At 61.7% G+C, this 12,804-nt stretch carries 11 protein-coding genes; 8 read left to right on the top strand and 3 right to left on the bottom strand.

Annotation, left to right across the window (positions count from 1 at the left end; translation table 11 throughout):
• Positions 1-71: 71 nt before the first annotated feature.
• The 5 genes from DOM58_RS03385 to DOM58_RS03365 all read left to right on the top strand — a co-directional run bounded on the left by DOM58_RS03385 (position 72) and on the right by DOM58_RS03365 (position 4,227).
• Entirely contained in the window at positions 72-947 is an 876-nt protein-coding gene (locus DOM58_RS03385) for an acyltransferase (RefSeq protein WP_075563810.1), read from the top strand.
• Positions 887-1,780, top strand: a complete 894-nt coding sequence (locus DOM58_RS03380) for a M23 family metallopeptidase (RefSeq protein ID WP_110691769.1) — start codon at positions 887-889, stop codon at positions 1,778-1,780. The genes DOM58_RS03385 and DOM58_RS03380 overlap by 61 nt, the downstream gene beginning before the upstream one ends.
• A 139-nt stretch (positions 1,781-1,919) precedes the next feature.
• The gene (locus DOM58_RS03375) at positions 1,920-3,077 is read left to right on the top strand and encodes a glycosyltransferase family 4 protein (protein ID WP_110691768.1); all 1,158 of its coding nucleotides are present in this window, start codon (positions 1,920-1,922) and stop codon (positions 3,075-3,077) included.
• Positions 3,046-3,600 (top strand): phosphatase PAP2 family protein, encoded by a 555-nt coding sequence (locus tag DOM58_RS03370; protein ID WP_110691767.1) that lies wholly within the window; start codon positions 3,046-3,048, stop codon positions 3,598-3,600. Before DOM58_RS03375 ends, DOM58_RS03370 begins: the two co-directional genes overlap by 32 nt.
• A gap of 9 nt (positions 3,601-3,609) precedes the next feature.
• Positions 3,610-4,227, top strand: coding sequence for an alpha-ketoglutarate-dependent dioxygenase AlkB family protein (locus tag DOM58_RS03365; protein ID WP_245392133.1), 618 nt, complete (start codon positions 3,610-3,612; stop codon positions 4,225-4,227).
• Between the two features lie 198 nt (positions 4,228-4,425).
• On the opposite strand, the gene gcvT is transcribed toward DOM58_RS03365, so the two are convergent.
• Together gcvT and DOM58_RS03355 are read right to left on the bottom strand one after the other, a co-directional pair.
• Entirely contained in the window at positions 4,426-5,538 is a 1,113-nt protein-coding gene (gene gcvT / locus DOM58_RS03360; RefSeq protein ID WP_110691766.1) for a glycine cleavage system aminomethyltransferase GcvT, read from the bottom strand.
• Between the two features lie 33 nt (positions 5,539-5,571).
• Positions 5,572-6,909 carry an alanine/glycine:cation symporter family protein gene (locus DOM58_RS03355; protein WP_425353385.1) on the bottom strand — a complete coding sequence of 446 codons (1,338 nt, stop codon included), beginning with the start codon at positions 6,907-6,909 and terminating at the stop codon, positions 5,572-5,574.
• Positions 6,910-7,585: 676 nt separating this feature from the next.
• On the opposite strand from DOM58_RS03355, the gene gcvH reads away from it, so the two are divergent.
• Complete coding sequence (gene gcvH, locus DOM58_RS03350) at positions 7,586-7,993, top strand: glycine cleavage system protein GcvH (protein WP_110691765.1); 408 nt, start codon at positions 7,586-7,588, stop codon at positions 7,991-7,993.
• Positions 7,994-8,097: 104 nt separating this feature from the next.
• Positions 8,098-10,998, top strand: coding sequence for an aminomethyl-transferring glycine dehydrogenase (gcvP, locus tag DOM58_RS03345; protein ID WP_110691764.1), 2,901 nt, complete (start codon positions 8,098-8,100; stop codon positions 10,996-10,998).
• A gap of 148 nt (positions 10,999-11,146) precedes the next feature.
• On the opposite strand, the gene DOM58_RS03340 is transcribed toward gcvP, so the two are convergent.
• The gene (locus DOM58_RS03340) at positions 11,147-12,067 is read right to left on the bottom strand and encodes a LysR family transcriptional regulator (protein ID WP_110691763.1); all 921 of its coding nucleotides are present in this window, start codon (positions 12,065-12,067) and stop codon (positions 11,147-11,149) included.
• Positions 12,068-12,489: 422 nt separating this feature from the next.
• Here DOM58_RS03340 and DOM58_RS03335 point away from each other — a divergent pair, with 422 nt between their 5' ends.
• Positions 12,490-12,777: a YfcL family protein gene (locus DOM58_RS03335; protein WP_157957479.1), complete on the top strand. Its 288-nt coding sequence runs from the start codon at positions 12,490-12,492 to the stop codon at positions 12,775-12,777.
• The last annotated feature ends 27 nt before the right edge of the window (positions 12,778-12,804 follow it).

Below are 12,804 nucleotides of genomic sequence, written 5' to 3'. Positions count from 1 at the left end.
AGGACCTCGGGGCGCTGGGCAGCTTTGCGACATTCCAGTAACATCTAGCCAAGTCGTTGATGGAGAATGGCATGTCGACCCTGAAGGGGGTAATCAGCGTCCTGTTGCTGATCCTCAATACGCTGTTCTGGGGAATCCCCCTGGTCGCGTTGACCGCAATGAAACTGGTCACTCCGACTCGACGCTGGCGCCTGCGTGTCCTGGGTGGGCTGCACCGCGTCGCGCTGGCGTGGATCAGGACCAACAACGTCTGGATCCGCCACTGGATTCGCCCCCAGGTCCGGACCGAGATTCCCGAGACGCTCTCGCCACATCAATGGTGGCTGGTGATCGCCAACCACCAGAGCTGGACCGATATCATGGTCATGCTCTACGTGCTGACCGGGCGAGCGTCGATGCCGAAGTTCTTCCTCAAGCGGGAGTTGATTCTGGTACCCATCGTCGGTTTGGCCTGGTGGGCGCTCGAGTTTCCCTTCATGCGACGCTATAGCCGCGAGAAACTCGCCCGCAATCCCGGGCTGGCCGAGCGAGACCGCCAGGCGACGCATCGCATGTGCGAGCACGCCCGAGAAATGCCGATGACGATCTACAACTTCGTCGAGGGGACTCGCTTCACGCCGCAGAAGCAGCGCCAGCAGGAGAGCCCTTATCGGCACCTGCTGCGCCCCAAGGCCGGCGGCATCGCTCAAGTGATCGGGCTGCTGGGCCCGCGCCTCGACGGCATACTCGACGTGACCCTGCACTACCGCCGAGGCTCTCCCAATTTCTGGGACTTCCTCTGCGGTCGTGAGTCAGAGGTGGCGCTGTCCGTCAGATGCCTCGACAGGCCGAAATGGATGCTGGAGGGCCGCTACGATGACGCCCAATACAAGGAACGTTTCTACACATGGTTGAATTCACTGTGGCAGGAAAAAGACGCGGCGCTCTCCTCCTACTGCTGGGACTGATGTTGATCCTGGGTGGCTGCGCCAGCGGCGGCGGCACCCGGGTCGCCGACGGCGGAGGTTGGGTGACGGTGCAGCGCGGCGACACGCTGGGCAAAATCGCTAACCAGGCGGGGATACCGCTGCTGCGCCTGCAACGATTCAATCCGGGCGTGGATTCTCGTCGCCTGGCCGTCGGGCAGCGACTGATGCTGCCATCGCAGCAGGAACGCGCGCCGGGTGGCGGGCCCTATCGCTATCAGGTGCGTCGTGGAGACTCGCTGTATTCCATCGGACGCTATTTCGGCGCCAATCCGCAGCGCGTCCAGGCCGCCAACAAGGGCATCGATCCCTCGCAGCTCGAGGTCGGTCAGCTGATCCACGTCCCGCTGAACGGCGGACCGTCGTCGAGCGCCAGCCGTCGCACGGCTTCGGCGCCTGCGGCCTCCCGCTCGCTACCGGACCCCGGTCCCTTGCCGTCGTCCGCCAGCCGATGGCAATGGCCTCTGGCGAACTACACCGTGGAACGCCGGTTTGGCCGCGATTCCCACGGCACCCTGCAACCCATGATGCTCTCCACCGCTACGGCGGCGAAGGCGAAAGCCACCACGTCGGGTCAGGTGCGGTTCGCCAGCGGGATGCGCCAGTTGGGCCAGGTCGTCATTCTTCACCACGCCGACAACATGCAGAGCGTCTATGCGTTCTGCGGCAAGCTGCTGGTGTCCGAAGGGCAATCCGTCTCGGCCGGAACACCACTTTGCGATATCGCTCCAGAGAGCGACAGCAGTCGCTACCACCTGCTGTTCGATCTTCGTCATGGCGGCAAGCCCGTGGATCCGGCGCGCGTGCTACGCTAATCCAGTGGTGTCATCTATTCGTCATCATCGTGACGCATTGACGTCATCGGTAACCCGGATGATCGAAGACCGAAGCAGACACGGTCGGTGACGAATCGAGTGCAGTGGCAGATTCGCCAGCGTGCAAGGAGTAGTAACGATGCGCATAGCCCTGGTCAGTGAAACCTGGGCGCCAGAGGTCAATGGCGTAGCTCATACCCTGAGTCATTTCGCCAGCCACCTGGTGTCCAAGGGCATTCTGCTGCAGCTGATACGTCCCGACCCGGCCGACGGCAATCGCGATGTGCTGGCCGAGCGCGATGTGCATGTACGGGGAGTGGCGCTGCCCATCTACGCCGACGTACACGTCGGCTGGCCTTGTCGGCGCCGACTGATGCGTCTCTGGCGTGAAGAGCGCCCGGATGCCATCTACATCGCCACTGAGGGGCCCCTGGGCTGGTCGGCGTTGAATGCGGCACGGCGATTGCAGATCCCCGTCGTCAGCGGCTTCCATACCAACTTCGATCAGTACGCCAGCAATTACCGACTCGGCTGGAGCATCCCCATGGCTCGCCGAGGCCTGCGCTACTTTCATAATCGCTGCGAAGCCACCCTGGTTCCCACCGCGGCCCAGCGTGACGCGCTGGAGGATTACGGCTACCGGGGCGTTTCGGTTCTCGCTCGGGGCGTCGACGCCAACCGCTATCAGCCGTCACGCCGAGACAACGAGCTGCGACGCCAGTGGGGAGCCGGCCCCGATCAGCCCGTCGCGCTCTACGTCGGCCGCCTCGCCAGCGAAAAGAATATCGAGCTACTGGCCAGCACGATGGCGGCAATGCGTCGCGCCAATCCCGACCTGGTTCAAGTTCTGGTGGGCGATGGCCCGGCTCGCAAGACGATTACCCGACGTCTGCCGGAGGCCATCTTTACCGGATTTCAGACCGGAGAGGCGCTGGCGCGTCACTACGCCAGCGCCGACATGTTCATCTTCCCGTCCCTTTCCGAGACTTTCGGCAATGTCGTGCCAGAGGCGATGGCCAGCGGGCTCGCGGTCGTCGCTTTCGATCACGCGGCGGCCAAGGAACTGATAACCCACGACGTCAATGGCCGCCTGGTGCCTCCGGGCGATGACCAGGGCTTCATTCAGGCCGCCAGCGAGCTTTGCCAGCAGCCAGCGCTGTACACGAGCCTGGGCCGCGAAGCCCGCAAGCGCGCCTCGAGTCTGAGCTGGTCTCATATCGGCGACCGTTTTCTCGCACATCTAATCCAGGTTCAGGGAGCCCCGCATGCAGCCACGCACTCCACGTCTCACGTTTGAGCGTCTGGATCGTCTCGAGAGTCGGCTCAGTCACCGGCTGGCGGAACTCTCTCGCCATGCGCCGACGCTGTGGCTGTTCCGCTGCGTCAGTCGGCTGGGCGATTGGCCCGCCTGGGTGGCACTGGCATTGCTGCAACCAATCTGGCATGGCCACTTCGGATGGGTGATAGCGGTGCACTGGGGGTTGACCGCCAGCGTTGCCGCCCTGCTCTATCGCGTGCTCAAGACTCGCTTGTGTCGTGAACGTCCGTATATCACCTTCACCACCATTCGCTGCACCATGCCGCCGGTCGATCGCTACAGCTTTCCCAGCGGCCATACGTTACATGCAGCCATGTTCACCGGCCTGACCGCAGCCACCACGCCGCAACTGCTACCGGTCGTACTCCCGCTGGCGGGGCTGATTGCCGCCTCCCGCGTGGTGCTGGGACTGCACTATGTGAGCGATGTCGTGGTAGGTGGCCTGATCGGCGCCACGCTCGCCTGGTGCAGCGGTCTCGTCGCGCTGTTCGTCTGGGGCTGAGCTCGCGCCGTGACCGACACGACGCCTATCGAATGGCAGCGTCTCAACGACTCTCCGGTGCTGACGCTGCTTCCCGGTTTCCTCTCGCCCGCCGACGCGACGCGGATACAGCACGCCCTCGATCAGGAAATCGTCTGGAGCTCACCGACCATACGACTCTACGGGCGGCTGCATACCATCCCGCGCGCCCAGTGCTGGATGGGAGATAGCGACGCCGGCTACCGCTACTCGGGGCAGACGTTTCAACCCCAACCGTGGCATCCGCTGGTACGGATGCTACGAGACCGCGTGAAAGACGTCTTGCGAAGCAGTGATTTGCCGTCCGCCGACTTCAATAGCGTGCTGCTCAATCGCTACGCCAGCGGCGAACAGCGCATGGGTTGGCATAGCGACGACGAGCCCGAACTTGGCGATCACCCCATCGTGGCATCGCTCTCGCTGGGCAGTGAGCGCCCGCTGCGCTTTCGTGAAAAGACGGGATCTCCCCGGCACGCCTTCAATGTCTGGCTACCCCATGGCAGTCTGCTCCTCATGGGCCCCGGCGCCCAGCAGCGTTGGCAGCATGCGCTGGCCCCACGCGCGATCCAGGGCTGCCGACTCAACCTCACTTTCCGCCGCATCGTATAACCTGCGGTGCCTCGGGTTTGCAGCACTCGCCAGTCTGGTCGGAATCGCGCCACTGGCCGACAACGAGGCTCGCTGGCAACCGCCATGATTCCGCCAAATGGCTGGCAAACAACAGTTCTGCCAAACAAAAGGCCTTCTCTCTCGAGAAGGCCTTTTTAAGATAACGGTATAAAGATAGAGCTTCAGGGAGCCTGACATTCACCCGCGATAGTAATTCGCTGTGACGAATGGCATCGGGCTGATGGTCATCGGCAATCGCTTGCCGCGAACATCGGCGTACAGCGTTGCACCTTTCTCGGCGGACTCGATGACGACGTAGGCCATCGCGACCGGTGCTCCGACGCTGGGACCGAAACTGCCCGAGGTAACGTGACCGACCTCGTGATCATCGGCGTCGAACAGCTTGGTCCCTTCTCTGACCGGTGCCCGGCCCTCGCCGATCAATCCCACCCGGCGGCGGCGATGATCCTTGGCCTGCAACTGGTGGAGCACCATGTCGGCTCCCGGGAAGCCGGCTTCACGCTCCCCGCCGACACGACGCGATTTGCCCACCGCCCAGGAGAGGCTCGCCTCTACCGGTGTAGTGGTCGTGTCGATGTCGTGACCGTAGAGACACAGGCCGGCTTCCAGACGCAACGAATCCCTTGCGCCAAGACCGATCGGCTCGACCTCCGGCTGCTCCAGGAACCAGTGCGCCAATGCTTCGGTCGCCTCGGACGGCGTCGATATCTCGAAACCATCCTCTCCGGTATATCCGCTACGGCTCACCCATATCTCATGCCCCATCACATCGCAACGAGCGTGCTGCATGAATACCAGTTCGCAGGCGGCCGGACACAGCCGCTGCATGACATCCCGAGCTTGCGGGCCTTGCAATGCCAGCAAGCCTCGATCCAGAACCTCGACGTCGTGTCCCGTCCCGAGGCCGGTGCGCATCAGCGCGATGTCCTGATCCTTGCACGCCGCATTGACGACCACGTACAGCGATTCGCCATGATTGACGATCATCAGATCATCCAGCACGCCGCCCTCACTGTTGGTGAACAGCGCATAGCGCTGGCCGCCCTCCACCAACCCGACGACGTCGGCGGTCACCAGAGTCTCCATGGCAGCAGCGGGCGACGGCCCCGTCACTTTTACCTGGCCCATGTGGGAGACATCGAACAGACCGCAAGCTCGGCGCGTATGCTCGTGCTCCTTCTTGACGCCCAGCGGGTATTGCACCGGCATGCTGTAGCCGGCGAACGGCACCATCTTGCCACCCAGCTGCTGATGCAGCGCAAACAGCGGCGTCTGTTTCATGTTGGACATCAATGTCTCCCGTCTAGAGCAGATAAAAGAAAGTTACGCGTCTCGATCGCGGTCTTCCAGCGCTTCACCCGGCAGTACGGTCTTGCCGGCGAAGTGATCGCGAGTCAGCTTGAACACGACTGGGGACAACAGCGCCAGGGCGATCAGATTGGGAATGGCCATCATCGCGTTGAAGGTATCCGCCACCAGCCAGATAAAGTCGAGCTTGGCCATCGCGCCGACCGGCACCGCCAGCACGAACAGAATCCGGTAAAGCAGTATCGCCCGGTCGCCGAACAGATACTGAAAGCATTTCTCGCCATAGAACGACCAGCCCAGGATCGTGGTAAAGGCGAATATCGACAGCGCGATCGCCACGATGTGCTGACCGATACCCGGCAAGGCGCTGTCGAAGGACAGCGAGGTCAGCCCCGCCCCGCTCTCGCCATCCAGCCAGTGGGTCGAGGTCAGAATCACCAGCGCCGTCATGGTGCACACCACCAGGGTGTCGATGAAGGTACCCAGCATGGCGATCAGCCCCTGACGTACCGGATTACGTGTCTGCGCTGCGGCATGCGCGATCGGCGCACTACCCAGGCCGGCTTCGTTGGAGAAGATGCCCCGCGCAACACCAAAACGAATGGCCGCTGCCACCGCGGCACCGGCAAAACCGCCGCTGGCGGCAATGGGCTGAAACGCATGCTCGAAGATGGTTCCCAGAGCGCTGCCGATCTGATCGGCGTTGATGATCAGGACAACGACACCTGCCGCAAAATAGGCGACCGCCATCAGCGGCACCAGTTTTCCGGCGACACTGGAGATCCGCTTGATGCCGCCGAGTATGACGGCGCCCGCCAGCACCATGATGATCACGCCGGTCAGCCACGCTGGCACGCCGAAGGAGGTGGTCAATGCGTCCGCTACCGAGTTGGCTTGGACGGTATTGCCGATACCAAAGGCGGCGATCGCACCGAAGAACGCGAACAGCCCACCCAGCCAGGCCCAGCGTTTGCCCAGTCCGTTGCGGATGTAGTACATCGGCCCACCGACATGGTTACCGTTGGAATCGGTCTCCCGATAACGCACCGCCAGGACGGCTTCCGCGAACTTCGTCGCCATGCCCACCAGGGCGGTCAGCCACATCCAGAACACTGCGCCCGGTCCGCCCAGGGCGATCGCCGTGGCCACCCCGGCAATGTTACCGGTCCCGATAGTGGCCGAGAGCGCCGTCATCAGCGCGTTGAACGGCGATATCTCGCCCTGGTCATGGCTATCGGCTTCACTGCGGCGCCCCCGCCATAACAGGCTGAAACCCAAGCCCAGTTTACGGATGGGCAGCAACCTGAGACCCAGCTGCAGATAGATACCGACCCCGAACAGCAGAATCAGCATCAGCGGGCCCCATACCACGCCATTGATGGCGCTAAATACGGCAGTCAATGAATCCACGGCGAACTCCATCGGCACGTTGTTGTGTATTGGTCAGTTATCGCTTATCGCTTATCGATCACGTCGTTGCATACAAAGCGGCGCCACATTAGAGGATTCAACTATCCACCCACAATTATCCAATAGCATTCTTTTGGCAAGCTGACTCGACGCCACACTGTCCATGGTCATGAAGCCGGTCTCGTTGACGCCCTGAATCCGGGTCTAATTCCAGATATTGAATCTACGTACTGGAATCCACGTACTGGACTCTACGTACTGAGTCCAGTCACCGAGTTAGACAGGTTAAGGCACCATAGCGAAAAGAGCCTTTGTTTCCAATAAGAAACACCGCAAGGGCATCGAGCACCGGGTACGAGTCGTCTTGTCGTCTCCCGAGCAGTATCGCGGTATCCATCGATAATGCGCATCCGCACCACGGGAAACGGCGTGGAGAAGCGCTGGTGCCGCTGTAGGTCTTCTTGGGACTGGACGTTTTCCGGATCTGGGGTCAACCTAGAAGCGCGATTCGCGAGAAGCTGCGATGGAAGCACGCGAGACTATGCCATTCGATCCCGTGTTGAGGCATAATGCTCGCCAAAATCCCCCGTATCGAAATTTGTTTCTTATAGGAAACCTCATGAGCGAAATCCCGAACAACCTGCTCTACACCGACAGCCATGAATGGGTGCTGGACAACGGCGACGGTACCGTGACCGTCGGCATCACCGATCACGCTCAGGAAGCCCTGGGTGATGTCGTTTTCGTCGAGTTGCCGGAAGCCGGCCGTGAGCTGGATGCTGGCGACGAGTTCGGCGTTATCGAATCGGTCAAGGCAGCGTCAGATCTCTACTCTCCGCTGGCGGGTGAAATCGTCGAAGTCAACGAGGCTCTCGAAGACAGCCCCGAGACGGTCAACGACTCACCCTACAGCGACGGCTGGATTCTCAAGCTGCAGCTGGCCGATCAGGGCGATCTCGAATCCCTGATGTCGGCCGATGCCTATAAAGAACTGGTTGCGGCCGAGGAAGATCAGGACGACAGCTGATCGCCCTCCTCTCTCGCCCGCCGATCCGGCCGTTCGGTGCTTCCATCACCGAACGGTCCGTCTCGCTTTCCCAGCAATCTCTTGCCAACCTCGCCGGATAGACTATGCCCACCGAGACTCGCCCCCTGACCGAACTGGCCAATCACGCCGATTTTCTTCAGCGTCACAATGGCCCTACCCGCCACGATGTCGCCGAGATGCTCAAGGCGCTCGACATGACCTCGATGGCGACACTGATCGACCGAACCATTCCCAAGGGAATTCGTCTCGAGGGCGAACTGGCGCTGGATGGCCCGCGGGGCGAGTCGGAATCGCTGGACTATCTGCGCGGCCTGGCGCGGCAGAACAAGGTGTTCAAGAGCTATATCGGCCAGGGATATTACCCCACCCATCTGCCGGCGGTAATTCAGCGCAACGTGCTGGAAAACCCGGGCTGGTACACCGCCTACACGCCCTATCAGCCGGAAATCGCCCAGGGTCGGCTAGAGGGTCTGCTCAATTTTCAGCAGATGGTGATGGATCTAACCGGCATGGCGATCGCCAATGCCTCGCTATTGGACGAAGCGACAGCGGCGGCCGAGGCCATGGCGCTGTGCCGGCGTTCGAACAAGAAACAGAAAAGTCAGCGCTTCTTCGTTGCCGATGACGTGCTCCCGCAGACCCTGGACGTGCTGCGCACCCGCGCTGCCTACCTAGGATTCGAGCTGGTAGTCGCACCCGCGGCTCGACTGGCCGACGAAGAGGTGTTTGGCGCTCTGCTGCAATACCCCGGCGTCGATGGCGACATCAGCGATCTCGAGAATCTGGTGGCCACGGCGCGCTCGCGCCAGATCATGACCTGCGTGGCGGCCGACCTGATGAGCCTGGTGATGCTCAAGGAACCCGGCGCCATGGGCGTCGATATCGTCCTGGGCAACTCCCAGCGCTTTGGCGTGCCGATGGGTTACGGTGGCCCTCACGCAGCATTTTTCGCGACCAGCGAGGCCCTCAAGCGATCGCTGCCGGGGCGCGTCATCGGCGTGTCCAAGGATAGCCGCGGCCGTCCGGCGCTGCGCATGGCGATGCAGACCCGCGAGCAGCATATCCGCCGCGAGAAGGCGACCTCCAACATCTGTACCGCCCAGGCGCTGCTGGCCAATATCGCCGGCTTCTACGCCGTCTATCACGGCGCCGAAGGCCTGCAGACCATCGCCGGTCGCATTCACCGGCTGACCACGCTGCTGGCAGCGGGCCTCAAGCAGCACGGCATCGCACTCAAGCACGACAGCTGGTTCGACACCCTGACGCTGACGGGAGTCGACAGCCACCGGATTCAGGGACGCGCGCTGACCCGCGAGATCAACCTTCGCTATCCCGCCGATGGCGAGGTCGGCGTGAGTCTCAACGAGACCACGACCGCCGCCGATCTGGCGGAGCTCTTCGACGTGCTGATCGGTGAGGAGCACGGTCTGTCGGTGAGCGAACTCGATCGCCAGGCAGTCGATCAGGGCACCACCGGCATTCCCGTCGCCTATCGTCGTGACAGCGACTTCCTGCAGCATCCCAACTTTCAGCGCTTCCGCAGCGAGACGGAAATGCTGCGCTACCTCAAGCGCCTCGAGAATCGCGATCTATCGCTCACTCACGCGATGATCCCGCTGGGCTCGTGCACCATGAAACTCAACGCCACCAGCGAGATGATTCCCATCACCTGGCCGGAGTTCGCCAATATCCACCCCTTTGCGCCTAGCGAACAGGTGAGCGGCTATCGCCAGATGATCACCGAGCTCAGCGATTTTCTGATCGAGATCACAGGCTACGACAGCATTTCGATGCAGCCGAATTCCGGCGCCCAGGGTGAGTACGCGGGTCTCGTCGCCATTCGTCGCTATCAGGCCGCGGTGGATCAGGGGGAGCGTGACATCTGCCTGATTCCGAGCTCGGCTCACGGCACCAACCCGGCGTCCGCGGCGATGGCGCAGATGAAAGTCGTGGTGGTCGAATGCGATCGTGACGGCAATATCGACATGGCCGATCTCGAGGCCAAGGCGACCCAGCACCGTGACAAGCTTTCGGCGATCATGCTGACGTATCCCTCGACTCACGGAGTTTTCGAAGAAAACATCCGCCAGGCCTGTCAGATCGTTCATGACAACGGCGGTCAGGTCTATATCGACGGTGCCAACATGAACGCCCAGGTCGGCCTCTGCCGACCCGGCGATTACGGCGGCGACGTCTCGCACCTCAATCTGCACAAGACGTTCTGCATTCCGCACGGTGGCGGTGGCCCGGGCATGGGCCCGATCGGCGTCAAGGCACATCTCGCCGCTCACCTACCCAATCACGTCATGACACCGCAGGAAGGCATCGCCAAGGATTCCGGCGCGGTATCGGCGGCCGCCTTCGGCAGCGCTTCGATCCTGCCGATCTCCTGGGCCTACATCAAGATGATGGGCGCTCGCGGGCTGCGCGAAGCCACCGAGCTGGCGATTCTCAATGCCAACTACATCGCCAAGCGGCTGGAAACGCATTATCCGGTGCTGTATCAGGGTGCCAACGGGACGGTGGCCCACGAGTGTATCCTCGACGTCCGCCCGCTCAAGGCGGCCTCCGGCATCAGCGAGGAAGATATCGCCAAACGTCTGATGGACTACGGATTCCACGCGCCCACCATGTCGTTCCCGGTGGCCGGCACGCTGATGGTCGAGCCCACTGAGTCCGAATCCCGCTATGAGATCGATCGATTCTGCGATGCCATGATCGCGATACGCGAGGAGATCGCACGCGTGGAAGCCGGCGACTGGCCGAAAGATGCCAATCCGCTGGTGCTGGCGCCGCATACCATGGCGGACGTGACCGAAGAAGAGTGGGATCGCCCCTACTCTCGCGAGCGGGCCGCCTTTCCGACCCAGGCCGTGCGGGAGGCCAAGTACTGGCCGGCGGTCAACCGCGTCGATAACGTCTTCGGCGATCGGAACCTGATCTGCAGCTGTCCGCCGATCGATGCCTATCGGGATGCCTCATGAGGCTTGGTGGAATATCAGTCTTGGTGGAATGATAGAAACGACAACGGCCGCTCATTGAGCGGCCGTTTTTCGTTCCCTGCCTGACACGATGGGCCACGGGTATCGTTATTGCCAACGGAGCGTACAGCGACAATCGCAGACCTGAACGTCAGCTCTTCTCCAGCGTGGGTAGCTCGCTATAGCCGTAGAGGGCATTGAGACGCTGCTGACGGAAGGATGACAGCAGTTGGCGGTAGCGCTTGGGCAGCTCCACATCCTTGCGCGACACCAGGTGCAGTGTTTCGTAGACCGGTTGCGCCAGCGGCATCTCCTTGACCTGACGCTGCCAGGGCGAGGTTTCCAGAACCGGGCGAGACACTACCGTGAACCCCAACCCTCGGGCCACCGCATCCAGAACCTGTCCCACTTCGTTGGTGAACCCCTGCCGCGGGAAATGGCTCATGCTGCGAAATTCGCTGCCGAAGTTGCTCCGCAGCAGCAGGCCCGCATTGGCATTGCCGTCGTTATAGTTGACGAATCCCAACGCCACCAACTCGCTCAGCGTAGTTCCGGTGAAATCGGCCGGCACGACCAGGCAAAGCGGCTCCTGATGCCAGGCTTCGAAATTGAGATCGGTCTGCTTGCCGATCTCGGTGACGATACCGATATCATAGCGCCCGGCTACCACGTCCTGAGCGATCTCATGATCGAAGGCGAAGCTGTAGTTGACCGTCAGCCCCGGGTGCATCTGCTGATAGCCCAGCAGGAAGGGGTAGAACATCAATCCCACGCTACCGGGCGAAGCGATACGGCACTCGCCGCTGTCCGGCGAATCGTCATCCAACGAATGGCGAAAATGTTCGTGCTCGGCAAACAGCTTGACCGCGTAGTCATAGGTGCGGCGGCCGGCATCCGTCAGTGAAAAGCGCCGACCATGGCGATTCAGCAGCGATCGTCCGAGATACTCTTCCAGCTTGCGCACGTGCTGACTGACGCCGGGCTGGGTCATGTCGAGCTTACCCGCAGTCTGGGTGAAGCTCCCCGTTTCGACGAGCATCATGTAAGTACGAAAATACTGAGCGTTGAACATGGAAGCGCGGATCACTCACACTGTACGGCTGATAAAACTGATAAAACGTCTCGAAATGGTCTGAGCTGTCAGTCGGACTTCGATAACGCCTCGTTGTTGCCCACGGGCGTTCAAATCATAGCAGATTATGGAGATCGGGGCATCGTCCGCGCGCGCGAATGCCGTGAACAAATCGTCGGCCAATCAGCGTCGAGTACTGTCATCGCTCACTCTGGGGACGAGCCTGGGGATGAGAGTGAACGACGCCGTGGCCGAGGCGAAAAACGCCTGCCTGTTCAACCCTACGCGTCAGGCCCTACGCGTCAGGCCCTATGCACCCCCGGGGACGCCCTTCACCCATTGTGCCGGACTCCGCCCGGCTCGGCGGTGAGTGAACGCCCATGTTAGAATCGACCCACTTTCACCCAGGATTGAAGAACGCTATGTCTGATCCCTTCGCGCAGCGCGCCAAGGCCGTGCAGCAAACACTACTCGTGATGGAAGAGAATGCCGATGACGGCGAACTTTTCGCCCTCGGTTACATGATTCCGCAAATCGGTCTGGTTCAGGAACTGGCCGAATACGATCCCGCCGAGGTCGACGCCGACGACTTCGACGCGACCTACTGGCAGTGGCTGGAGAGCACCTTCGCCCAGGACAACATGAGCGAAACCGACCGCGAGCAGATTGCCGCGCTATGGCAGACCGCCGCCGCACGTGCCGCGCACTAATTTACCGATTTCATTGCCACAAGGATG

The organism is Salinicola halophyticus, from assembly GCF_003206695.1.
GTDB lineage: Bacteria > Pseudomonadota > Gammaproteobacteria > Pseudomonadales > Halomonadaceae > Salinicola > Salinicola halophyticus.
Note: the sequence above shows the minus strand (reverse complement) of the source record. Positions and strands in the feature narration are given on the sequence as shown.

Bases quoted from the DNA above. Each gene is read 5' to 3' on its own strand.
- gcvP (WP_110691764.1), top strand. From the start codon at position 8,098: ATGCCCACCGAGACTCGCCCCCTGACCGAACTGGCCAATCACGCCGAT.
- DOM58_RS03380 (WP_110691769.1), top strand. From the start codon at position 887: ATGGTTGAATTCACTGTGGCAGGAAAAAGACGCGGCGCTCTCCTCCTA.
- DOM58_RS03340 (WP_110691763.1), bottom strand. From the start codon at position 12,067: ATGTTCAACGCTCAGTATTTTCGTACTTACATGATGCTCGTCGAAACG.
- DOM58_RS03355 (WP_425353385.1), bottom strand. From the start codon at position 6,909: ATGCTGATTCTGCTGTTCGGGGTCGGTATCTATCTGCAGCTGGGTCTC.
- DOM58_RS03385 (WP_075563810.1), top strand. From the start codon at position 72: ATGTCGACCCTGAAGGGGGTAATCAGCGTCCTGTTGCTGATCCTCAAT.
- DOM58_RS03375 (WP_110691768.1), top strand. From the start codon at position 1,920: ATGCGCATAGCCCTGGTCAGTGAAACCTGGGCGCCAGAGGTCAATGGC.
- DOM58_RS03370 (WP_110691767.1), top strand. From the start codon at position 3,046: ATGCAGCCACGCACTCCACGTCTCACGTTTGAGCGTCTGGATCGTCTC.
- DOM58_RS03335 (WP_157957479.1), top strand. From the start codon at position 12,490: ATGTCTGATCCCTTCGCGCAGCGCGCCAAGGCCGTGCAGCAAACACTA.
- gcvH (WP_110691765.1), top strand. From the start codon at position 7,586: ATGAGCGAAATCCCGAACAACCTGCTCTACACCGACAGCCATGAATGG.
- gcvT (WP_110691766.1), bottom strand. From the start codon at position 5,538: ATGTCCAACATGAAACAGACGCCGCTGTTTGCGCTGCATCAGCAGCTG.